This window comes from Paenarthrobacter sp. NPDC056912, assembly GCF_042786555.1.
Taxonomy (GTDB): domain Bacteria; phylum Actinomycetota; class Actinomycetes; order Actinomycetales; family Micrococcaceae; genus Arthrobacter.
In genome coordinates, this window is record NZ_JBHUCD010000029.1 from 24,290 (window position 1) to 47,110 (window position 22,821).

The 22,821-nt window shown below is 63.5% G+C and carries 22 protein-coding genes; 11 read left to right on the plus strand and 11 right to left on the minus strand.

The genetic code is table 11. The annotated features are described in order from the left end of the window. The first annotated feature begins 18 nt into the window (after nt 1-18). Complete coding sequence (locus tag ACFRJ9_RS22545) at nt 19-2,655, plus strand: trehalase-like domain-containing protein (protein WP_377672783.1); 2,637 nt, start codon at nt 19-21, stop codon at nt 2,653-2,655. Nucleotides 2,656-2,663: 8 nt separating this feature from the next. Here the strand turns inward: ACFRJ9_RS22545 and ACFRJ9_RS22550 are convergent, their stop codons facing one another. From ACFRJ9_RS22550 to ACFRJ9_RS22575, 6 genes are all read right to left on the minus strand, one after another. Beyond that, the gene (locus ACFRJ9_RS22550; RefSeq protein ID WP_377672786.1) at nt 2,664-3,590 is read right to left on the minus strand and encodes an AEC family transporter; all 927 of its coding nucleotides are present in this window, start codon (nt 3,588-3,590) and stop codon (nt 2,664-2,666) included. Between the two features lie 162 nt (nt 3,591-3,752). Further along, entirely contained in the window at nt 3,753-4,184 is a 432-nt protein-coding gene (gene panD / locus ACFRJ9_RS22555) for an aspartate 1-decarboxylase (RefSeq protein WP_377672788.1), read from the minus strand. Between the two features lie 26 nt (nt 4,185-4,210). Next, entirely contained in the window at nt 4,211-5,713 is a 1,503-nt protein-coding gene (locus tag ACFRJ9_RS22560) for a rhamnulokinase family protein (RefSeq protein ID WP_377672791.1), read from the minus strand. A 9-nt stretch (nt 5,714-5,722) separates the two neighbouring features. Beyond that, on the minus strand, nt 5,723-7,753 hold the full coding sequence (locus tag ACFRJ9_RS22565) for a bifunctional aldolase/short-chain dehydrogenase (RefSeq protein ID WP_377672794.1): 2,031 nt from the start codon (nt 7,751-7,753) through the stop codon (nt 5,723-5,725). A gap of 4 nt (nt 7,754-7,757) precedes the next feature. Beyond that, nucleotides 7,758-8,936: an L-rhamnose isomerase gene (rhaI, locus tag ACFRJ9_RS22570; RefSeq protein ID WP_377672796.1), complete on the minus strand. Its 1,179-nt coding sequence runs from the start codon at nt 8,934-8,936 to the stop codon at nt 7,758-7,760. Further along, the gene (locus tag ACFRJ9_RS22575; RefSeq protein WP_377672798.1) at nt 8,933-9,337 is read right to left on the minus strand and encodes an L-rhamnose mutarotase; all 405 of its coding nucleotides are present in this window, start codon (nt 9,335-9,337) and stop codon (nt 8,933-8,935) included. The genes rhaI and ACFRJ9_RS22575 overlap by 4 nt, the downstream gene beginning before the upstream one ends. A 126-nt stretch (nt 9,338-9,463) precedes the next feature. On the opposite strand from ACFRJ9_RS22575, the gene ACFRJ9_RS22580 reads away from it, so the two are divergent. Further along, nucleotides 9,464-10,480: a LacI family DNA-binding transcriptional regulator gene (locus tag ACFRJ9_RS22580; RefSeq protein WP_377672801.1), complete on the plus strand. Its 1,017-nt coding sequence runs from the start codon at nt 9,464-9,466 to the stop codon at nt 10,478-10,480. A gap of 80 nt (nt 10,481-10,560) precedes the next feature. Here the strand turns inward: ACFRJ9_RS22580 and ACFRJ9_RS22585 are convergent, their stop codons facing one another. Together ACFRJ9_RS22585 and ACFRJ9_RS22590 are read right to left on the minus strand one after the other, a co-directional pair. Continuing rightward, complete coding sequence (locus ACFRJ9_RS22585) at nt 10,561-11,544, minus strand: LysR family transcriptional regulator (protein ID WP_377672803.1); 984 nt, start codon at nt 11,542-11,544, stop codon at nt 10,561-10,563. 8 nt (nt 11,545-11,552) lie between these two features. After that, complete coding sequence (locus ACFRJ9_RS22590) at nt 11,553-12,839, minus strand: amidohydrolase (protein WP_377672805.1); 1,287 nt, start codon at nt 12,837-12,839, stop codon at nt 11,553-11,555. A 116-nt stretch (nt 12,840-12,955) separates the two neighbouring features. On the opposite strand from ACFRJ9_RS22590, the gene ACFRJ9_RS22595 reads away from it, so the two are divergent. Continuing rightward, on the plus strand, nt 12,956-13,873 hold the full coding sequence (locus ACFRJ9_RS22595; protein ID WP_377672808.1) for a LysR family transcriptional regulator: 918 nt from the start codon (nt 12,956-12,958) through the stop codon (nt 13,871-13,873). A gap of 58 nt (nt 13,874-13,931) precedes the next feature. Here ACFRJ9_RS22595 and ACFRJ9_RS22600 read toward each other — a convergent pair whose 3' ends face one another. Next, complete coding sequence (locus ACFRJ9_RS22600) at nt 13,932-14,189, minus strand: hypothetical protein (RefSeq protein ID WP_377672811.1); 258 nt, start codon at nt 14,187-14,189, stop codon at nt 13,932-13,934. A gap of 104 nt (nt 14,190-14,293) precedes the next feature. Between ACFRJ9_RS22600 and ACFRJ9_RS22605 the strand changes: the two genes are divergently transcribed. Then, nucleotides 14,294-14,641, plus strand: a complete 348-nt coding sequence (locus ACFRJ9_RS22605) for a hypothetical protein (protein WP_377672813.1) — start codon at nt 14,294-14,296, stop codon at nt 14,639-14,641. Nucleotides 14,642-14,691: 50 nt separating this feature from the next. On the opposite strand, the gene ACFRJ9_RS22610 is transcribed toward ACFRJ9_RS22605, so the two are convergent. Then, on the minus strand, nt 14,692-15,240 hold the full coding sequence (locus ACFRJ9_RS22610; RefSeq protein ID WP_377672816.1) for a type IV toxin-antitoxin system AbiEi family antitoxin domain-containing protein: 549 nt from the start codon (nt 15,238-15,240) through the stop codon (nt 14,692-14,694). Nucleotides 15,241-15,470: 230 nt separating this feature from the next. Between ACFRJ9_RS22610 and ACFRJ9_RS22615 the strand changes: the two genes are divergently transcribed. From ACFRJ9_RS22615 to ACFRJ9_RS22645, 7 genes are all read left to right on the plus strand, one after another. After that, nucleotides 15,471-15,971, plus strand: coding sequence for a Rid family hydrolase (locus ACFRJ9_RS22615; RefSeq protein ID WP_377672819.1), 501 nt, complete (start codon nt 15,471-15,473; stop codon nt 15,969-15,971). After that, nucleotides 15,964-16,737 (plus strand): hypothetical protein, encoded by a 774-nt coding sequence (locus ACFRJ9_RS22620; RefSeq protein ID WP_377672822.1) that lies wholly within the window; start codon nt 15,964-15,966, stop codon nt 16,735-16,737. Before ACFRJ9_RS22615 ends, ACFRJ9_RS22620 begins: the two co-directional genes overlap by 8 nt. Nucleotides 16,738-16,760: 23 nt before the next feature. After that, a complete protein-coding gene (locus tag ACFRJ9_RS22625) occupies nt 16,761-17,531 on the plus strand; it encodes an amino acid ABC transporter ATP-binding protein (protein WP_377672824.1) in 771 nt (256 codons plus the stop codon). 1 nt (nt 17,532) lies between these two features. Next, complete coding sequence (locus ACFRJ9_RS22630; RefSeq protein WP_377672827.1) at nt 17,533-18,171, plus strand: amino acid ABC transporter permease; 639 nt, start codon at nt 17,533-17,535, stop codon at nt 18,169-18,171. Further along, complete coding sequence (locus ACFRJ9_RS22635) at nt 18,168-18,821, plus strand: amino acid ABC transporter permease (protein WP_377672829.1); 654 nt, start codon at nt 18,168-18,170, stop codon at nt 18,819-18,821. The genes ACFRJ9_RS22630 and ACFRJ9_RS22635 overlap by 4 nt, the downstream gene beginning before the upstream one ends. Nucleotides 18,822-18,847: 26 nt before the next feature. After that, a complete protein-coding gene (locus tag ACFRJ9_RS22640; protein ID WP_377672832.1) occupies nt 18,848-19,690 on the plus strand; it encodes a substrate-binding periplasmic protein in 843 nt (280 codons plus the stop codon). Nucleotides 19,691-19,801: 111 nt separating this feature from the next. Then, nucleotides 19,802-21,043: an ROK family protein gene (locus ACFRJ9_RS22645; protein WP_377672834.1), complete on the plus strand. Its 1,242-nt coding sequence runs from the start codon at nt 19,802-19,804 to the stop codon at nt 21,041-21,043. Nucleotides 21,044-21,072: 29 nt separating this feature from the next. Here ACFRJ9_RS22645 and ACFRJ9_RS22650 read toward each other — a convergent pair whose 3' ends face one another. Continuing rightward, the gene (locus ACFRJ9_RS22650; protein WP_377672836.1) at nt 21,073-22,680 is read right to left on the minus strand and encodes a family 20 glycosylhydrolase; all 1,608 of its coding nucleotides are present in this window, start codon (nt 22,678-22,680) and stop codon (nt 21,073-21,075) included. Nucleotides 22,681-22,821: the final 141 nt, after the last annotated feature.

Sequence of the window (22,821 nt, forward strand, 5' to 3'; positions counted from 1 at the left end):
GCATCGGAAGGATCCGCCATGCCTACACCCCTGAACCAGTCAGTCGCGGCCTCTGCACTTCTCATGAAGTCGCTGCCCCTTGGACTGTTGCGGACTTTCGTACAGTCGGACGCGGACCACGGAATCACCCCGCAGTTGCTTGCCGACCTTAAGGTCCTGTCCCGTGTGCCCGGCCTGCTGGTGGCCTGCAATTACGGTGGCACCCTGTGCTCCGCTGAAGGGGTGTCCACGGAAACACTGCCCTTGGACAGTGCGGCCGTGGCGCTCCGGGCGCTCGCCGCACTGCCCAATACGCACACGGCCATCATTTCCGGACGGTCTCTGCGGGACCTCGCAGCCGTGTCCAGGTTGCCCGCTGAAGTCCATCTGGTGGGCTCCCACGGGGTGGAGTTCGACATGGGCTACGCGTACAACTTGTCCCTGGCCACGGACACGCTGCTCCAACAGGTTGCTACCGCGCTCACCGAGGCCGTCGCCTTTGAAAAGGGCATCAGGATCATGCGCAAGCCCACCGGCGTTGCCGTTCACACGCGGCCCGCCACACCGGAAGTAGTGGAGCGCGTGATCTTCCGGTCGCACCAGATCGCCATTGAGTACGGTCTCTATTTCATCATTGACGGTTCGGTGCTGGACCTGACCGTGGAGGAACCGGCAAAGGGCCAGGCGCTGGAGCAGCTCCGGTCCCGCCTGGGCGTCAGCGCCGCACTCTACGCCGGCGATGCTGAAAGCGATGAACGCGCGCTCGCCACCCTGCGCGGGCCGGACCTGGGCCTGCACGTCGGTCCAGGGGATACGACGGCGGCCCACACCATCCCGGACCCGGAATCCTTTGCGCGCGTGCTGGCTTTGCTGTTCGAACTGCGGCGAGCGTGGCTGTTCGGCGAGGACGCGGTGGGGCTGGAGCGGCACTCGATGATCGGCAACGGGACCTCTACGGCCTTGCTCACCCCTGATGCGAAGGTCTGTTGGATGAGCCATCCATTGCCGGACTCGGGGTCGTTGTTCGCGCATATTCTTGGCGGTGATCCCGCAGGGCATTTCAGCATTGAGCCAGTGAAACCGTCGCAGGTCCTGGCGCAGCGCTATGTGGATTACACCATGATCGTGGAAACCCGTTGGGCCGATGTCACCGTCACCGACTACCTGGAGCCTGCCCCGGAAGGGATCACCAGCCTGGTCAGGGTTCTGTCGGGGACGGGTGCCGCCCGCATCATTTTCGCGCCCCGGCCGGACTATGCCAACGCGCCGTTCAGCATGGAAATCCGTGGCGACGAAGTCCATGTGGTGGGGACCTCGGATCCGATCATTCTCTCGGCGCCCGGCGTTTCGTTCCAGATCGTCAGCGACAGCCGCCATGCCACGGCAACCGCTGAAGTGCCCCTTCATCTCGGACCCGTAGTCCTGAACCTGCGGTGCGGTGACACCGAGCCGCCGCCCGCGGACCCGGACGGGGAGCCCCACCGGCGTGCCGCCGTCGGGCAGGTTGCGCGGGAGTGGGTCAAGGCGCTGCAGCTGCCCACCATCAAAACGTCGCTGGTCCGGCGTTCCGCGCTGGTGCTGAAGTCGCTGGTGCATGAGCCTACCGGGGCTGTCCTGGCCGCGCCCACAACATCGCTGCCGGAGGGGATCGGCGGGACCCGCAACTGGGACTACCGGTATTGCTGGCTGCGGGACGGGTCCATGACCGTGAATTCCCTGGTCTCTCTGGGATCCACGGAAGAGGCCGACGGTTTCCTGGGCTGGCTGGGCCGCATCCTGGAGAACGCGCCCGGGCCGGAATGGCTCCACCCCCTCTACTCAGTGACGGGCGCGCCGCTGTCCACGGAAGCCATTGTGGAGAGCCTGCCTGGTTATGCGGGCTCGCGGCCGGTGCGGATCGGAAACGCTGCGGACCACCAAGTGCAGCTGGACGTCTTCGGGCCCATTGCCGAGTTGATTCACGATCTGGCCGAGCGGCGTGGTTACCTGCCCGATGACCATTGGTTCCTCATGGAGCAGATGGCGCACGCGGTCCTGGCGCGCTGGCACGAGCCCGATCACGGGATCTGGGAAGCCCGGCGACCACCACGGCACCACGTCTACACCAAGGTCATGTGTTGGGTCACTCTGGACCGGGCCCTGCGCACAGCGGCCTTGCACGGGCGCGCGCCGCATGGGGATTGGGCGCCGACTGCCCGCACCATCCGCGAGGAAGTGCTCCGCGAGGGTTGGGATTCGTCCGCTGCTTCGTACACCGTGGCCTACGACAGCCCGGACCTGGACGCCGCAGTGCTGCACATCGGCTTGTCCGGCCTGCTGGACGTCCAGGACCAACGGTTCCTGGACACCGTGACGGCTGTGGAACGCGAGTTGCGCGTCGGGCCTACCGTTTTCAGGTACAGGTACGACGACGGCCTGCCGGGTTTGGAGGGCGGCTTCCACATCTGCACCACGTGGCTGATCGAGGCGTACCTTGCGGTTGGCCGTTTGGATGATGCGCTGGAGTTGTTCAACCAGTTGGTGGCGTTGTTCGGTCCCACCGGATTGCTCCCCGAGGAGTACGATCCCGGCACCGAAACACACTTGGGCAACCATCCCCAGGCTTACTCGCACCTGGGTTTCATCCGCTGCGCGCAGCTCCTGGACTACTACCTGTCCAGCGCCGACGTGGAGTAACCGGGGGGTTAGGCGAGCAGCAGGGCGACGGCGATCATTGCGGGCACGGCCACGATCGTGGTGATGAGCACGGTGTCCTTGGCCACGGTGATTCCCGCACGATACCGGGTGGCCGCGACGAACACATTCTGGGCGGTGGGCAGTGCGGACGTCACCACCACGGCGAACAGTGCATGACCGTCCATCCCCAGTGCAAAGTGGGCAAACAGGTAAGCGATCAAGGGGTGCACGAATAGCTTGAACCCGCTGGCCAACAGCGTGTCCAACCTACGTCCCGCAGCTTTCTGCAACGGCTTGGACCCGTTCAGGCTCATGCCGAAAGCCATCAGCATGGCTGGAATCGCCGCCCCGCCGATCAGGTGAATCGGCTCCAGGACCAGGGCGGGCACCTGAAAACCAGTACCGGCCACCAGCAGGCCCAGCGCCGAGCCCACGATCATGGGATTCTTCACGATCATCAGCAGGAAGCGCAGGGGAGTGGTGCGGTGCGTGCTGGTGCTGGCGTCGAGGGCCATCAGGTACATCGGAGTGAAGAAAGCCAGCTGGAAGATCAGCAGCGGAGCCACATAGCTCGCGTCACCCAGGACAAACACGGCAATGGGGATACCCAGGTTCGCGGAGTTGGCCAGCGAAGCACTCATCGAGGACATGAGTGCCTCGGGCATGGTGCGCTTCAGCCAGAACTTCACGATCAGGAAAAACAGCAGGCCCGTGATGATGGCGCCCACTGCAGTGACCAAGAGCGGGGCCGCAAAGACATCGTGCAGTTTGGCTTTGCTCAACGTCTCGAACAGGAGCGCGGGGCTGGCCACGAAGAAGGTCAGGGAACTCAGGACCGAGCGCGCGTTCTCACCCAGGATCCCGCGACGACCAACGAACATGCCCACCAGGATGATGGCCCAGACAACAAAAAACCCGGACAGGACGCCGATCATGGGAGCGTACGGGCGGGGAATCGTTGGATCACGAGGTACAGCCTAGCCACATTCCTCTAGTGAGTAAGCGTTTTCTCGCGACAGTTCCGTCATATGGACTCCCTTAACGCGCTCGACGCCGGCACTCTGGTGAGTGCCGGCGTCGAGCGTTGCTGTGGAGCCTCAGCTGAGGTGCGCCGCGTTGCTCAGTGCATGGGGCGGGCGCATCAGCCCGGGAGTGTGTGCCTCGGCGGGATCGTTGCCGAGCTGCGTGATCTTGTTGTCCTTGCCGACGTGGACAACCTTGGGCTGGTACGCCCTGGCCTCTTCCGTGGTCATCTCGGCGTACGTGATGAGGATGACGAGATCGCCCACATGGACCTGATGGGCCGCCGCACCATTGATCCCGATCACGCCGGAACCGCGCTCGCCGGCGATGGTGTACGTTTCCAGCCGGGCGCCGTTGGTGACGTCCACAATGGACACGAGTTCACCGGGAAGGATGTCGGCCGCGTCCAGCAGGTCCAGGTCAACGGTGACCGAACCGACGTAGTGGAGGTCGGCATGGGTCACCGTGGCGCGGTGGATCTTGGACTTGAACATTGTGCGGATCATAATGCGATCAGTTTAGCGCGGGACCCTCATCCGGCGCTGTGACGTACCAGACGTTCAGCTGGCTCGTACCTCTCCAACTCTGTTCCCGCGGCCACGAGTTCGCGCAGCTCAGCCAGCCCGCCTCCAACCAATCCAGCAGCCCGCGCCTGGACCAGGACATTGCCCTGCGCTGTCGCTTCAACGGGTCCCGCGATCACGGGTTTGCCCGTCGCATCCGCGGTGAGCTGGCACAGGAGCCGGTTTTGCGAACCGCCGCCAACGATGTGCACCATGCTGGTGCTTCTACCCGTGAGCCGCTCGGCGTCGGCCAATGTTCGAGCGTAACCGGCAGCGAGGCTGTCCATGATGCAACGCACGACGGCGGCAGGCCGGTCCGCGAGCACGGCACCGGTGTTTCGCACGGCTGCCCGGATCCGGTCCGGCATGTTGTCCGGAGCCGTGAAACGGGGGTCGTCGGCGTTGATCTGCGGTCCGCCGGCAGGTAGTGCCGCCGCGGAATCGAGCAAGGCGGTCAGAGCCTGTGAGTAGCCTTCGGCGGCCCATGCCCTTTGGCATTCGCTGAGCAGCCACAGACCGCCGACGTTGCGAAGGTAGCGGATGGTTCCGTCCACTCCACGTTCGTTGGTGAAGTTGGCTTTGCGGCTGGTTTCCGTGAGGACCGGCTGGGGGAGTTCCACGCCCACCAGTGACCACGTGCCGGAGGAGATATAGGCGAAATCCTGGTCTAGCGCGGGGACGGCTGCCACGGCCGAGGCGGTGTCGTGCGAGCCAACCGCCACCACCGTGGTGTCAGCGGGCAGGCCAGTTTGCTCAAGGATCGCCGGAAGGAGCGTGCCCACCGTTTCGCCGGGCTGGATGAGCGGCGGGAAGATATTCCTCGGCAGGCCCAGGGCATCTAGGAATTCCGTGGCCCACTCGCCCTTGACGGCATCAAAGAGCCCCGTGGTGGAGGCATTGGTGGCCTCGGTTCGACGTACCCCCGTGAGCAGGAACGCGATCAGGTCCGGGATCAGGAGAGCCTGGACCCCGTCCAGTTTCGGTTCGGCCGCGAGCTGGTAAATCGTGTTGAATTGCAGATACTGCAAGCCGGTGGTGGCGTACAGCTTTTCCGGAGGGATCGCTGCATGTACACGCTCCACGGTCACCCTGCTGCGCTCGTCCCGGTAGCTGTACGGCACCGAGGTCAGCTGGCCGGCGTCGTTCACCAGTCCGTAGTCCACCGCCCAGGTGTCTATGCCGATGCTGACGATGCGCTCGCCGTTTTCTTGCGCACGCGAGGCTGCAGCTGCCAGACCCTTGAGCACCTCAGCGAACAGTGCGTCGAAGTCCCAGTGGAGGCCGCCGTCGAGCTCTATGACGCCGTTGGGGAAGCGGTGAATGGTCTCGAGGGAGACGCCGGATGCGGAGGAGAAGCGGCCCAGCATGACGCGGCCGGAGGAGGCTCCGATGTCGATGGCGGCAAACACGTTGTGGGCGGACACCGCCCCGGCGTGTGCCGGGGCGGTGTCCGTGGCGGTTCCGTTGGTCACTGTCCGGTCCTAGCGCAGGAAGGCGGCTGCCACGCCGGCGTCCACTGGGATGTGGAGGCCGGTGGTGTGGGAGAGCTCGTTGCTGGTGAGCACGGACGCGGCGTTGGCGACGTGTTCCGGGAGGACTTCGCGCTTGAGGAGCGTGCGCTGAGCGTAGTACTTGCCCAGTTCCTGCTCGTCCACGCCATACACAGCGGCGCGCTTGGCACCCCAGCCGCCGGCGAAGATGCCGGAGCCGCGGACCACGCCATCGGGGTTGATGCCGTTGACGCGGACGCCGTACTCGCCCAGTTCAGCGGCGAGCAGGCGGACCTGGTGCGCTTGGTCTGCCTTGGTGGCGGAGTAGGCGATGTTGTTCGGGCCGGCGAACACGGAGTTCTTGGAGGAGATGTAGATGATGTCCCCGCCCAAGCCCTGGTCGATCATCACCTTGGCCGCGGCCTTTGACACCAGGAACGAGCCCTTGGCCATGACGTTGTGCTGGAGATCCCAGTCCTTCTCGGTGGTCTCCAGCAACGGCTTGGAGATGGAAAGGCCGGCGTTGTTGACCACCAGGTCCAGGCCACCGAATGCGAGCACGGCTTCGGCGATCGCGGCGGCGATCTGGGCTTCGTCGGTCACGTCGGCCTGGACGCCGATGGCGACGTCGGATCCGCCCAGTTCATCGGCGACCTTTTGGGCGTTCTCAAGGTTCAGGTCGGCAATGACCACGCACGCGCCGTCGGACGCCAAACGGGTGGCGATCGCCTTGCCAATACCCGACGCCGCACCGGTCACCAGCGCGATGCGGGTGGCGTGAGATTTGGGCTTGGGCATCCGGGCGAGCTTGGCTTCTTCCAGCGCCCAGTATTCGATGCGGAACTTTTCGGATTCCTCGATCGGGGCGTACGTGGAGATGGCCTCGGCGCCGCGCATCACGTTGATGGCGTTGGTGTAGAACTCGCCGGCCACGCGTGCGGTCTGTTTGTCCTTGCCGAAGGAGAACATGCCAACGCCTGGTACCAGCACGATGGCCGGGTCAGCGCCACGCAATGCCGGGCTGTTCTCGTCAGCATGACGGTCGTAGTACGCCTGGTAGTCCTCGCGGTACGCGGCGTGCAGTTCCTTGAGCCGGGCCACTGAGTCGTCGATCGAGGCATCGGCCGGGAGGTCCAGGACCAGCGGCTTGACCTTGGTGCGCAGGAAGTGGTCCGGGCAGGACGTGCCCAGCGCGCCGAGGCGCGGGTGCTCTTCGGCGGCAAGGAATTCAAGAACGACGGCGTCATCACTGAAGTGCCCCAGCTGCGGTTTGTCCGTGGAGGCCAGGCCGCGGATCACGGGAGCAAGGGCGGCTGCCTTTGCCCGCCGTTCAGCCTCGGGGAGGGCGCCATAGCCGGGGAGCTGGGCGCCGAAGGGCTCGGTCTTGCCGTTGTCCTGGATGTAGCTCTCAGCCGTATCGATGATCCACAGGGAGTTGGCCTCGGCCTCCTCGGACGTGGCGCCCCACGCGGTGATGCCGTGGCCGCCCAGGATGGTGCCGATGGCCTGCGGGTTGGCTTCCTTGATCGCGGCGATGTCCAAGCCCAGCTGGAAACCGGGACGACGCCACGGAACCCACACCACTTTGTCGCCGAAGACCTTTGAGGTCAGGGCTTCGCCGTCCACTGCAGTCGCAATCGCGATGCCGGAGTCCGGGTGCAGATGGTCAACGTGAGCTGCGTCCACCAGGCCATGCATGGCGGTATCGATCGAGGGAGCCGCGCCGCCCTTGCCGTGCAGGCAGTAATCGAAGGCGGCCACCATTTCGTCTTCACGCTCGACGCCGGGGTAAACGGACTTGAGTGCCTGCAGGCGGTCCAGCCGGAGTACTGCGAGGTTCTCGGCCTTGAGGGTGCCGAGGTCGCCGCCGGAGCCCTTGACCCAGAGGAGCTCGACGTCCTGGCCGGTGACCGGATCCTTCTCGGTGCCCTTGGCGGAGGTGTTGCCGCCGGCGAAGTTGGTGTTCCGCTTGTCCGCACCGAGGCGGTTGGAACGGGAGATCAGTTCTTCAACAGTGGTCATCTTTTTAGGCGCCCCATCCGGCTTGCTGGCCGCCTGCGCGGTCCTCGTTGATCTTCTTCTGGTATCCGCTGGCTTTGTAGGCGGCCATCGGGTCGGCGGGCAGGCCGCGGGATTCGCGCCACTCGGCCAGGACCGGGCGGACATCGGTGTAGAAGGCATCGTTGAAGATGCCGTTGGCGGTCAGGACATCCCCGGCACGCTGGGCTTCGCTGAGGGCGGCGGTGTCCACGAGCAGGGCGCGGGCCGTCATTTCCTGGACGTTCAGCACCGAGCGGATCTGGCCCGGGATCTTCTCTTCCAGGTTGTGGCACTGGTCCAGCATCAGCGCGACGCCGGACTCTTTTCCTGACGACTTGCCGAAACCGCCGCCGCGGATGACCTCGTGCATGATGCGGAACAGTTGGAACGGATCGGCTGCGCCAACAATCAGGTCGTCATCGGCGTAGAAGCGGGAGTTGAAGTCGAACGAACCCAGCTTGCCCAGGCGCAGGAGCTGCATCACGATGAACTCGATGTTGGTGCCCGGGGCGTGGTGGCCGGTGTCCAGGCAGACAAAGGCCTTCTCGCCGAGGGCCAGGGTCTGGGCGTAGGACGTGCCCCAGTCCGGAACATCGGTGTGATAAAAAGCCGGCTCGAAGAACTTGTACTCAAGGACCAGGCGCTGCTCATCGCCCAGGCCCGCGTAGATTTCCTGGAGGGACTCCGCCAGGCGGTCCTGGCGGCCGCGGATGTCGTCCTGGCCCGGGTAGTTGGTGCCGTCAGCGAGCCAGATCTTCAAGTCCTTGGACCCGGTGGCATGCATGATCTCGATGCACTCCAGGTGGTGGTCGATCGCGCGGCGGCGCACGGACTCGTTGGACGAGGTCAGGGAACCGAACTTGTACTCGTCATCCTGGAACGTGTTGGAGTTGATGGTCCCCAGCCCAACGCCAAGGCCCGCAGCGTATTCGCGGAGGGCGGCGTAGTCATCCACCTTGTCCCACGGGATGTGCAGGGCAACCGTGGGGGCCAAGCCGGTGAGCTCGTGGACCTTGGCGGCGTCGGCGATCTTTTCCTGGACGGTGCGCGGTGTGCCCGGGGTGCCGAAAACCTTGAACCGGGTCCCGGAGTTTCCGTAGGCCCAGGACGGCACTTCAATGGCCAGTTCCCCGAGACGGCCCAGGGCCGATTCTGTGGTGTTCATGCTTGTTCCTTTGGGTACTCGTTGGCGGCTGTGTCTTTAAGTGGTATGGCTGCGGCGTCCGTGACGGTGCCCGCGGCGGTCAGTTGGTCCTCAAGGTTGAAAACTTCCTCGACGAGTTCGAAGCCCTGGTCTGGCGGGAGGTCGCTGTTCGCGAACAGGGTGGCCATCTCGGCCTGCCAGCGTGCGTTGACGTCCGTCAGGGCCATGCGGGCCTGCGCGGCTGCGTAGTCTTCGCACTCCAAGTAGCCGATCAGCTGGCCGTCAGGAGCGAGGAACAGTGAATAGTTGTTCCACCCTGCGTCCTTCAGTGCTGTCAGCATTTCCGGCCATACTGCGGCGTGGCGTTGCTTGTACTCGGCCATCAGTTCCGGCTGGACTGAAGAGCGGAAACAAACCCTCATGTGCGGATCTCCAGTGTTACTCGTCTTTGAATCGTTTCATTTGTTACGATTCAAATTACCCTCGGAAACGGGAGGGTGTCAAGGCGTTTCCAGCACATTGACGTCAGCCAACGGAGATCGGAAAGCATGTCGCAGACAGCAAGCATCAAAGACGTTGCCACCCATGCCCAGGTAGCCGTGGGGACTGTTTCCAACGTACTGAATTACCCGGACCGCGTTTCGCAGCGGACCAAGGAACGCGTCCTCCAATCCATCGCCGAACTCGGCTTCGTGCGCAACGATGCTGCCCGCCAGCTCCGTGCTGGCCAGAGCAGGACCATCGGCCTCATCGTGCTGGACGTCGGAAACCCCTTCTTCTCCTCCGTGGCCCGTGCTGCTGAGGATGCCGCCGCTGCGTTGGGCAGCGTGGTGCTGGTGGGGGACAGCGGGCAGGACACCTCCCGCGAGGCGCACTACATGGACCTGTTCCAGGAACAGCGTGTTCAAGGCCTGCTCATTTCGCCCGTAGGCGATGTGACCGAACGGATCGACACCCTTCGTGAACGTGGCGTCCCCACAGTGCTCGTGGACCAACTCGCAGATGAGGATCGCTGCAGTTCGGTCTCCGTTGATGACGACGCCGGGGGATACCTGGCCGCCAAGCACCTGCTGGACACGGGCCGCCGTCGTCTGGCTTTCGTTGGCACCCCTTCGATCCGCCAGGTGGCGCACCGACTCAAGGGCGCGCAGCGTGCAGTTGCCGAAGTTCCCGGCGCCGCCCTCGAGGTCCTCGACTCCGCCGGGCAGACAGTCTTGGCCGGTCGGCAAGTGGGCAACAAGCTGGTGGAGCGTTCGCCGGAAGAAAGGCCCGAAGCCATCTTCAGCTCCAACGACCTCCTGGCCCTTGGCGTCATGCAGTCGCTGACCATGCTGCGGACCGTCCGGATCCCGGAGGACATCGCACTCATCGGGTATGACGACATCGACTTCGCGATCTCCGCCGTCGTGCCTTTGTCCTCCATCCGCCAGCCCACCGAAGCGCTGGGTCGGACAGCGATTGAATTGCTCGCCGAGGAGCAGGAGAGTGGCGGAACCAAGCACAGGGCCGTGGTCTTCACGCCCGAGCTCGTGGTGCGGCAAAGCACAGCCGGCTCACCGAACTAAGCCGACTCACCCAACTAACTGGCATTTGTGGTTGTTTTGGGGCGTCAGAACAACCACTAATGCCAGCCAGTTGGGATGAATTACGACGCGCGGAGGCCGGCCAGGTATTCGACCGGCGCCAGGGCGTCCGGCTGCTTCGTCTGGCGGACGAGCCCGGGGGCCGAGCATGCCAGCTTGTCGGCCGAGCGCCCCAAGCAGTTCAGGATGCTGGTGATGGAGATTCCCGCCTGCGACTTCTGCCGCAGCGTCGAAACATATCGCCGGGCGGTGCATCCGCTGATGCTGGTGGCAATCGTCTTGTCCGTGGACACATGGTCCAGCGCTGGAACCAGCGCAATGCCCAGCCCTGAACGGACCATGCCGCGGATGGCGTCGTAGTTGTTGCTGCGGACGGCGATGCGTGGCATGAAACCTCCGCTGGCGCACAAGTGCCTGAGGCAGGCGTCGCCGGATGAGTCCTCCTTGGTGGAGACCCAGGCTTCTTCTGACAGGTCCTGCAGGGTGATGGAGTCGGCCCCGGCCAGCCGGTGGGCCTCGGGCAGCAGGAGCACCAAGTCCTCGGCCAGGAGCGGTGTGGCGACAACGTTCGATGGCCATTTCTGGGGGACAAGATCGTAGTGGTAGACCACCGCGACATCCAGCGTGGAGTCCCGGATCATAGCCGCCAGGCCGGCAGGACTGCTCTCCTCCAATTCCACGGACGAGTTCGGATGCTTTCGCAGGTAGGAGGCGAGTCCGCTGGGAAGCAGCCGCTGGCTGGCCGTACTGAAGCTCCCCAGCCGCAGCAGCCCGTAGTCGCCCTTGCTGAAGCCCTTCATGTCGTCTTCCAGTGCGCCAAGGGCATTGATGATGTCGTTGGCCCTGGCAGCCAGGAACTTTGCCGCCTCCGTGGGGCGGATACTCTGGGCGTCACGCTCCACCAACGGTGCCTGGACGGCGCGTTCCAAAGCGGCTACCTGCTGCGAAACAGCGGAGCCCGTGTAGCCGATTTCGCGTGCGGCATCGGCGAAAGAACCTGTCCGGAGGACTACGGACAATGTGCGCAAATGGACGGGATTCAGCATGGCCGTGGCTACTCCCCGGCAGGCGGCGTGAGCAACCGCTCCACGTCAACGGCTCCGCCCGCGGCCTCGAAGTCCAGGCGAACCTGCTCCCGCAGCCGGGCGTCGGCCAGGTAGTCGGCCACGGTGAGCGCGAGCCCTACCGCACCGTCCACCACGGCGGCGTCACCAGCGGGGCTGATGGAGTGTTGGCCGAACTCCACCGTATGCATCACCGCGGTAGCACGGGAGATGCTCACGGTCGGGTGGATGGACGGGATCCGGAGGCTGAGGTTTCCCAGATCCGTAGACCAGCCGCCACCGACCAGTTCGGTCTCCAAGGTGATGGTTCTGCCGCGCGCGGACATGTGGGCGTGGTACCGGGCGGCCAGCGCATTGTTGCTGCGCACGGGAAGATAGGCGGGGAAGGGGTCCCAATGTGTTTCCAGCCGCGTTCCGGTCATGAGGGCCGCACCCTCCAGGATGTTCTGGACCTTCTGCGAAATGTCGATCAGGCCGTCCGGGTCCAGGGAACGTATTTCGACGACGGCGCTCGCCAGGTGCGGTACGACGTTCACCGCGGTGCCTCCCTCGGTGATGAGGCAGTGAAGGCGGTCCGTCGCAGGAATGTGCTGGCGGAGGGCCGCGATTCCCTGGTACGCGGCGACCACGGCGTCGAGCGCGTTGCGGCCCATGTGCGGTGCGGAGGAGGCGTGGGCGGCGACGCCGTGGAAGGTCACCTCGACGTCCCGGACCGCCAATGAAGCGAACGACGCTACCTCGTATTCGCCCGTGAACGGATGCAGCATCACCACGGCGTCGATGTCGTCAAAAGCTCCGGCGCGGGCCAGGAGTTCCTTGCCGTTGCCGTTTTCTTCGGCCGGCGTGCCGATGAGCACCACGGATCCGCCGAGTTCCTGCACCTGGGCGGCTACGCCCAGGAAGGCTCCGACGGCCGCAGCGCAGATCACATTGTGGCCGCAGCCGTGGCCCACGCCGGGGAGGGCGTCGTATTCGGCGAGGACGGCTACCTTGGGCGAGCCGGAACCTGCCTCGGCGCGGAGGGAGGTGCGGAGTCCATAGCGGCCCACTTGGACCGGATAACCCCTGTACCGGAGGAACTCTGCGGCGAAGGCGACCGAGAGGCGCTCTTCAAAGCCGACCTCGGCGATTCCATGGATGCCGTGGCTGAGCTCCTGGAGGTCTGTGCTCAGGTCTTCGATAGTGCCTGTGATGTTCCGGGCCACGGATTCGGGGGCGCCGAGGATGCCGGTAAGGGGAGGGTGCGTTTCCACGGTGACCACGTGGCGTCCTTTCACGTTGGGAAGTGTTGGGGCCATTTTCGGAACTTCGTCGTTCCGTAGGTGGCGTGTTGTTTAACTTAAGATACATCCGCCTTCGTCTTAAGCATAGCTAATCATGCAACAATGTGACCATGACCGAAAAACCCCTCCCGGATGTATCGCGACTGCGCCTCCTCAGTGAGGTTGCACGGCAAGGATCATTGGCCGGTGCCGCACGCGTTCTGGGCATCACGTCGTCCGCTGTTTCCCAGCAGATCAGCATCCTGGAGCGGGAGACCGGAGTCCAGCTCCTGGACCGCTCATCACGTGGTGTTGGTCTGACAGGTGCCGGTGAAATCCTGGTGGAGCACGCGCGGGCGGTGGTCCGGCTACTGGAAGTTACCCGGGCAGAGATGGACCAGCTCAGCGGCGAACTCGCCGGCAGGGTACGCATAGGGTCCATCCCTTCCCTTGCCCGGACGGTGCTGCTCCCGGTCGCCGAAAAGCTCGAGGCGACCGTTCCCGACGTCGAGCTGACCGTTAACGTGGTGGAACCAGTGGACAGCATCGAGCAACTGCTGAACGGTGCCTTGGATATCGCGATCGTGGACCTCTACGACAATGTGCCCATGGCCTTTCCGGACTACTTGGTCACCAGGGAAGTCATGAGCGAGCCGCTGGTTCTGGTCACCCCGCCTGACTATGTGGTGCCGCCGCGACTGAAGTTGACCGATCTCAAGAACGCCGATTGGGTCCTGACGCCGGAGGTCGGTGCTTGTGGGCAGGCGGTCCGATACGCGTGCCGCAACGAGGGATTCGAGCCCAACATCCGGTGGATCGTGGACGATCTCCTGTTGTTGGTTGAGTCGATCTCCAGGGGCCGTGGGATCTCCTTGCTTCCCCCGCTCTCCATCGACAACACGGTGGCGCCTGTTGGTATCCATGCCTTCGACAAGCCGCGCATTCAACGCCGGGTGCTCACCGTGACCAGGAGCAGCGACGCAAAACGGCCCATCGTGAAGGCCGTCCTGGATGAAATCCACAGCCTCCTGGGTGCCGCCGCCGCGTGAGCCGCGTGCCGCCGTCGGCCACAGCATTCGGCTGCCAGCGACCCAAGTGGCGAGAAAGTCACGGTCGGAGGTGGAGGAGCCAATCGTTGACTTCCCGGACCGCAGTTGCAAGATCGATGTCGATCCCCAAATCGTCAGCCAGTTTGGTGAAGTCCGTGCCCCAGCTCCGATGCACAACTATTTCCGTGGGCCACGTCTTGGTTTCGATACCGTTGATGGCCCCGTTGATGGCCCTTGTGTCGAAGACGTCTTGGCACGCCCGATCCAAGCCGTCGGTCTTCCGTCCGGCGTCGAAGACATGGCGTTTGAGCAGCAAGATATCCAGGACGTCGCGTTCCCTGTCATCATGGCCGGGGCCGGTGCAAGCGTGAACTTTCTGGGCGACTTGATTTTGCGCAAGAGCTTCCTCGCGAAGACCACTTGGATCTCGTGTCGGCGTGGGTTTACGGCCGCCAGGGCAACATCAATCTCTCCCACCCGGGACTTGACGATAAACGAGAAATCGCCAAGAGGTGCTGCCAGGGTTTCCTGGAGAAACGTGTCGAAGCGTTCAGCCTCCGCAGTGAAGAAAGTATCGACGTCCTGGGTTGCCCGCGCGGCGGGATGCAGCGACCACTCAAGGTATGCGCCGCCTTTGAGCCGGACCATTGGCAGACCATCCGTGTCCGTTTGGCGTTGCAGAGCGGCCAGAAGGACACTCGCTGCGATGGTCCAGGTGGTTACTTGCTCTGGTTCTCCGGTATCCACATTGCGTATGCCTGCCAATAGGGAGGAAGCGGTCTTAGCGGGCTTGATTCGCGCCTCCAGGCTCCCGTACTTCAAATCCCCGTTCCCCCAATTTCGTAATGCCGGTGCAGCTCCAACGCCTCGGAGTCCAATATTAAATCCCTGCGGGACGCGGTCCGGATCGCCTGGCGGGCCAGTTCGTGCCGCAAGCCGTGATCCAAAGCCCGGCTGATGGCTTGATGGACGGAGACCATCGGTAGACCCCGGTGATACTCAACGTCGAATTTCCCTCGGTGAAGGCGGTAATGCTCCTTCCCCTTGCGCCGGACCCGGACCCCTGGAGGGACGGCTACGTGCAGTTCCCGTGGATTCACGTCGCAAAGCCCAAGCAGGACCAGCACGCTCTCGGAGTCGATGACGGCTTGCGGTCCGGCCCAGAGTAAGGCGAGCCGGTATTCAGTCGTCTCATCTACCGGGACCTCGGGAAAGCGATAAATGCCCTGAAGCTCTCGTGTCAGGCGTCCGCGCAGGGCCATGCGGGACAGTGACTTCGGGTCCATACCTACGGCGACAGCGGCCTCGGTATCCACGAATCCTCCGCTGTCCATTCCGAATTCCCGTAGTTCGCTAACCTTAGTCATGCCAAAAGGTTACTATTTTTAGTCACCTTTTGGCATGTTCCCCAAAACTCTCCCGCCGTCGCGCGCTCTGCCGCGTGCCGCCGTCGTGGGTTGAGGCGGGGGCTCAACGGCAGTCAAAGAATCTCTTGCGGCAGCGCCAGCAAACATCGCTCTGCTGGCCGGTCAAACCCCTGTTTTTCGTTCCATGCTTGTAGTGATTAGTGACGATCACCACAAAAGGAGAACGAAAAATGACCACCCTCGAACGACGCTTCGCAGAGGTTCCAGGACACTGGCAGGTGCCGGGCCACTTCAAGATCAACCACAGCCACGGCATCCGTGTGGGGGACATGATCTACGTGGGCGGCCAGGAGGACCTCGACGCGGACGGCAACGTCAACAACCCCGGCGACATCGTGGCCCAGTGCAAGTCCGTCATGGAATCGCTGAAGCGGGTTATCGAAAACCTGGGCGGAACCATGGGCGATGTGGTCCAGTTCAACACCTTCTACGCCGGTGAACTCAGCTACGAAGAATGGCAGCGCACCTACGACATCCGCTTCAGCTACTTCCCCGCCCCCGGCCCCACCGCCACCGGCATCCTGATCGGCGAGGAACTCAACCTTCCCGGCATCCGCGTGGAAGTCAACGCCGTCGCTATCGTCGGCAGCGCGGCCAACCGCGTTGAAGCGTTCGACGGCGGTACTCCCGCGGCGCTCAACGGCACCCCTGCGGGCGAGTCGAATGACTAGCATCAAGCCCCAGCTTGGAGTCATCCTCTGCGACCTCGACTCCTACCCTGTCGATTACGTGGAGTGCCTCACCCCGGATGCGCCGGGCATCAGCAACAACCCGGTGGGCTTCTTCGAGAACCCGGCCAGTTGGCAGGGCCTTCCCGTTGCCTACGCAGTGGCCCGGGGAGCCCGCGTGGAACCGCTGGTCAACGGTGAGCCGGAGGCCGTGGAAGCGTTCTGGGCCGCCAGCGAAAAGCTGGCCCACTGCCCCTTGGTCATCACCGACTGCGGCTTCTTCTTCTACGCCCGCAAGGACATGCGCCAAACAGCCAACGTGATCACCAGCGGTCTTGACCTTCTGCCGATTGCGTCCATTCTGACCAACCGCGACATCGGCATCCTCACCGTTTCGGAAGAACTCGCCACCAAACTCCTGGGCGACCACGTGCTGTCTTCCCGGATTGTCATTGCCGGCATGGAAGGCGAGCCTGGTTGGTCCACCATGCTGACCAACGACCACGCCTTGGGCAACGGCTGGGACCAGGCCTTGCTGAAGGAAGGCGTAGCGGCCGTGGCCAAACGCGAGTTCGGCCCAGGCGGGCGCTTCGCCGACGTCGGCGTCCTGGTCCTTGAGTGCACCCTGTTGCCCGAATTCCGCCAGGAAATCCGTAAGTACACCGATGCGCCGATCCTCGACGTCGCCTCCTTCGCGCTGAACGCGCTGGGTAAGGGTTTCGACGCCGGTCCGGCAGCGGCCTCGGCCAGCGCCACCTTGAGCCAATGACACAAGTCAGGAACGAGTTAGTCATGCAGGAAGACACCGGGCAGGACCGGACCGCCATATCGCTGGAATCAGTGGTGAAACGGTACGGAGATCACACCGTGATCAACGACGTGTCATTGTCCGTCCGGGAAGGTGAGGTGATCGCCATCATCGGCCCCAGCGGCGCCGGCAAGAGCACGCTGCTCAGGTGCATCAACCTCCTGGAAGTCCCGGACAGCGGCAGGGTCACGGTGGAAGGCAACCACGTGGATGCCGGAACCGCGATCAGCCATAAGGACTTGGTCCGACTCCGCCGCAACGTCGGCATGGTGTTCCAATCCTTCAACCTCTTCCCGCACATGACGGTGCTTCGGAACATCTCGCTTCCCCAGGAACGCGTTCTGGGCCGGACCCGGCAGGAAGCAGACGCCCGCTCGCTGGCATTGCTGGAGCGGGTAGGACTTGCGGACAAAGCCCAGCAATATCCCAGCCGATGCTCGGGTGGCCAGCAGCAGCGCATCGCCATCGCCCGGGCGCTCGCCTTGGAGCCCAGGGTCATGCTTTTCGACGAGCCTACGTCGGCATTGGATCCCGAGGTGGGGTTGGAGGTTCTGGCAGTCATGCGAGAGCTCGCCGCTGAGGGCATGACCATGGTGGTTGTTACCCACGAGATGCAATTCGCTCGGGACGTTTCGGACCGCGTGGTGGTAATGGCAGAAGGGGCCATCCTGGAGGAAGGCGATCCTGCGGACGTCTTCACTGCCCCGGCCATGGACCGAACGCGTAAATTCCTGCGCGCTGTTTTGGAGCGCTGAGATGGAAGCCCTGTCAGTGGTGGCGCAGGGCGTCTCCATGACGCTCTTGCTGACCCTCTCATCGTTCGTGCTTGGAGCCGTCGGAGGAATTCCGTTGGCCTTGGCCCGCCGCTCCCGCTTTGTGGTGGTGCGGTTCGTGGCCCGTTCGGTGATCGAATTGCTCCGTGGCATCCCGCCGTTGGCGTGGTTGTTCATCATCTACTTCGGCATCGGAACCGGGGTGATCGAGCTGAGTTCGTTCGCGGCCGCCGTCATCGGTTTCGGCCTGGTGGCTTCGGCCTACATGGCGGAGATCTACCGTGGCGGATTGACCGCCATCCACGAGGGGCAGTGGGAAGCCAGCGATGCGCTGGGCCTCTCGCGCGCTGCGACGCTGGCCACGATCATAGGCCCACAGGTTCTTCGCGTCTCGATTCCGGCGGCAGCTACCTTCGCCATTGGCCTGTTGAAGGACTCCTCTGTGGCTTCGGTGATCGGCGTGCAGGACACCATCTACTGGGCAAGCCACGAATCCACGGTCAGCGGTGACGCGATCGTGCCGTTCCTCTACGCGGCCGGCCTGTATGTAGCCATGACCATTCCCTGTGCCTGGGCCACCCGGTGGTTGGACAGCAAGCTCCGGAAGCGGGTTGCGCGATGACATTCTTCAACGATTGGGTGGACTACTTCCCGGACCTGCTCAGCGGCCTGGGGGTCAGCCTCCAACTGACCCTGGTGACGCTCCTGATGGGTCTGCCCGCTGGACTCGTCCTGGCCCTCGGCGCGGGTTCCGGGAACAAGGTCCTCCGTGTCATCACCATCGGCGTGATCGAGATTGGCCGTGGAACTCCGGCGCTGGTGGTGCTTCAGTTGTTCTACTTTGGACTTCCGTCAGCAGGCATGACCCTCACGTCCTTTGTCGCCGCGTCCCTGGCGCTCGCCTTCACCACGGCCGCCTACACCAGCGAGATCCTCCGAGGCGGGCTGCAGGCTGTGCCGTCCGGCGAGGTGGAAGCAGCACATGCGCTCGGGATGGCACGCCGCGACATCCTCCGTTTTGTTGTGATTCCGCAAGGAGTCAGAATCGCCATCCCGCCGCTCATGGGGTTCGCGATCATGGTGTTCCAGGCGACCTCCCTGGCCTACACCATTGCCATGCCGGAACTGATGAGCCAGGCCTACTCCATCGGCTCCATTACGTTCCGTTATTTGAGCATCCTTACCCTCGCGGGCCTGATGTACGCACTGATCACCATCCCCGCGAGTTCCCTGAGCAACTTCGTTGAGCATCGTTTGGCGCGTCACCGTTGACGCGCCAATTAGGCAAAGGAACCAGCATGAAACTACGAATGATCGCATCGGCCGTGGCCGCCCTGACGCTGGCCGCAGCCCTCAGCGGTTGTGGCGGAAGCACGGAAGCCTCGGGAACCAAGGTGGCCACCGACTGCAAGCCCGCATCCCAATTCGACACCCTCAAGAAGGGCAACCTGACGGTGGCTGTGTACGAGGCGCCGCCATACGTCACCTTCAAGGGGAATGAGCTCGGGGGTGTCGATGGCGACATCCTCATGGGCTTTGCGGAGAAAGAGTGCCTGGACATCACCTCTGTGTCCGCTGCAGCTGCGGCTGTTATCCCCACGGTCCAGGGCGGACGCGCTGATGTCGCCACAGGTGGTTGGTGGCGCTCTGCCGCCCGCGCTGAGATCCTGGCTTTGACCGAGCCGATCTACACCGATCAAATGGTGTTGATCTCCAAGGACGGACTCAACAAGGTGTCCGACCTGAAGGGCAAGAAGGTGGGCACCGTGAACGGCAACGTGTGGGTTGACGACGCCAAGAACTACCTCGGCGGAGACCTTCAGCTGTACAAGGCCCCCGTTGACCTGTTCCAGGACCTGAAGTCGGGCCGAATCGACGTCGGAATTGACGGTTTCGGTGAGGCGCACAACAACAGCAACGGGCTGAGGGTCGAAGTCCTGGAGCCGGACAGCGCCATCAAGGCCTCCCTCGAACCGCCGCAGACCTGCTTCCCGGTGACCAAGGACAACGCCGCATTGCTGGCAGCTTTGAACTCTTACGTTGATAGCCTCCGCAAGGATGGCACGTTGGAGAAGATCCTGGTGAAGAACGGTTTCCCGGCGTCCGCAGTGGAGACGGGGGCGGCGCGCCTGATCGGCTGACCCCAACCCAACTAAGTAGCAGATCAGGGCCGTTTTGACGTCTCAAAACGGCCCGGATCTGCTACACAGTTGGGCTCAGCGGGCATGTGGATCCTGTGGCAGGCTAGCTTCATGGTCAACCACGCACAGGGACCCGGCGGTCCGGGCTTTGAATCCGCAAACTCTCTGGTCAGCGGAGATGTGCGCAGGCACAACCTTGGTCTTCTGGCCGGGTATCTCGTGGCCCAAGGCCCCAGTTCGCGGAGTCAGATTGCGGATGGAACGGGGCTGACCCGGGGAGCAGTGACAGCACTGAGCAAGTTGCTTGTGGATGCCGGGATCCTCCGCGAAGTACAGCCCGTGGCCAGTGGAGGCAAGGGCCGCCCGTTGACGCTCCTTGAACTGGCCGCAGACGACGTGGCCATCCTTGCCCTGCAGCTTGACGCAGACCAGGCCGTTGCCATGGTGGCTTCGGTCTCAGGTGAGATCCTGTTCCGGATCGCTGAACACCACGGGAGGCCCATGGGTGAGCCTGAACCGGTGCTGGATGTTCTGGCAGAAGTGCTTGCCCAGGGGATGGCCGCGGCCGCGGGGGCGGGGCGTCGAATGGTGGACCTGACAGTGGTGGTCTTTGCTCCCGTCGCAGGTGATCCAGCGGTGGTATTTGCAGACACCGACTTGGACTGGGGGATGGTAGATGTCCTGGGCGAGCTGCGGAAGCGGGTTCCCGGGATGCCGGAGACCACGCGGCTTCGATCTGACTCTGACGTTGCTGCCTGGGCCGAATACAGCAGGCTCGACGGTGTTCGGAACGTCCTGTATCTGAAGAGCAATTCGGGCATCGGCGGCGCGATCATCGACGATGGGCGGATCGTGACGGGGGCACATGGATATGCCGGCGCATTTGGCCACCTACCCATTGACCACGGCGGAGAGCTCTGTGTTTGCGGGCAGCGTGGCTGCCTTGTCCTGGTGGCGGGCCCTGACACCGTCCTCGCTGCTGCAGGCCTCGGAGAACTACTGGAAGCAGAGGGTTTGACCCGGGCCCTGGCAGAGCTGACAGATCGGATCAACAACGGCGAGGAGCGGGCAACCGCTGCCTGGACTGACGCCACTGCCTGGATAACGCGGACCCTTCATGTCCTCACCATGACGCTGGACCCGCAAGTGATCTTGCTGGGCGGGTACTGGGCTGGATTGGCAGAGCACGTGAGGACGGCCTTCGAGTCAGATCAACCCGTCTTCGCGGGCCAGCCGCTGCAAAGGCCGAACATCATCTCCGCGCAACTGGGCGAGGATGTGGCATTGCTTGGGGCTGTTTGGGCAGCCCGTGACCGGCTTTTGCTGGACCCTTTGGCGTTGGATTTAGTCTAATCAGTGAATAGATTCACTGGCCCTGACGATCAACTCCACTCGACGAGGGAGGATTCGAAGAAGTGCCAGCCGGCCTGGCGCCATAGCGGCGCCTGGGCGGCGAGACGCTGAGAATACTCGTCCCAGATCAGGCTGTCTTGCGGCGACCAGCCCTTCTCGGCAAATCCGGCGAGGCGGGGAAGCAGGAGCATGTGGAGGTCGGCTTCGGATTCGACGGTCTCACACCAGACGGCTGCTTCGATGCCGATGACCCCGCTCATGTCGGCCTCGGGAATCACCGTTTCGGGGTCCCAAGCAATGGAGTCGGCCGTCGACTTTGGTGGGTACGCACGGAAGCCAAGACCCGGGCGCCGCAGTTCCTGCTCCCGGCTGATGGATGTCTCGGCGTGCGGGGTATCGAAGTAGGCGACGGTTGTCGGGGAGAGGAGCACATGGGCGCCCTGCTCCTGCGCCTTCTGGAGGTCGAGTCCCGCGTTTTTGAACTGGATCACCATCGCCTCGATCATCTCGGGCCCCATGGCGAACTCCGCGGGCAAATTGTTGAGTGCCTCGCGCACGTCGATGCCGCCATTGACCCAGTACTGGATGATGTCGCTTGAGCTGAGGTCGCCTCTGGCAATCTCTTGCCAACCAATGACTTTCTTGCCCGTAGCACGTACCAGCGGCAGAACCAGCGCAATGAACTCTTGGTAGAGCGTCTCCGGCATGCCGAAGGCTTCGTCTCCACCGATGTGCAGGTACGGTCCGGGGATGACCTTGGCCAGATGGGTGAAGACCTGGCTCAGGAATTCCCGGGTCGATTCCATTCGCGGGTCCAGGTATCCGGCGGAGGGATCGTAGTCGTGGCTGGCCTGATCGGGGGAACGGAGCTCCGGGTATGACTTTAGGATTGCTCCTGCATGGCCTGGCACGTCGATCTCCGGCACCACAGTGACGAAACGCTCGGCAGCATAATTGATAATGTCCTGAAATTCTGCGGGGGAGTAGAAGCCTCCGGGCCGATTGCCGACCGCACCCACAGCGCCGAGCCCGGTGAGCTGGGGCAGGGAGGGAATCTCGAGGCGCCAACCCTGATTGTCGGTCAAGTGCAGGTGCAGTACGTTCATCTTGTAGAGCGCCAGCATGTCGATCACAGCCTTGACGGCTGTGGGCGGGAAGAAGGTGCGAACAACATCGACAGATAGTCCTCGCCAGGCAAAGCGGGGTGCGTCAACGATGCACTGGCACTGGATCGAGACCTCACCCGCGGCTCCTCCTACGATGAGTTGCGTTAGGCTGGCGATCCCGCGGGCCAGGCCCTCGGCGGCGGTTGCCCGAACCTCAATGCCCGATTCGGTGACTTCGATGACGTACCGCTCGTCAGCCGGGTCGCGATCAGCTGGGCTCAGTCCATGGGTGGACCGTAACCCATCCAAGATCGGATCCGCGTCTACGAGGCGAATCAAGATCTCCGCCGATTCGTTTCCTCCCCACACCGCAGTGGCCTGATGCTCGGTGAGTTCGTTGATGCGGGCCATTGCATCGTCGAGGGGCGCCGCGACGAGCCTCTCGTCCACGGCTACGCGCACGGTTCTGGGCAGCGCATAGCTTCCGGTGGCCAGACCGACCATGGTTGGAGTTGGAATGATTCCTGACACGATGCTCCTTTGTTCGGTTTGGGCAGCCCGCGAGCGACTGTTACGGGGACCTGGGCCAAATATAGTTTAACCATTGAATTAAGTCTGGATGCAGCGCATACTCATTCCCAAGCGCTCATCGATTTTCGAGCCTCTTCAATC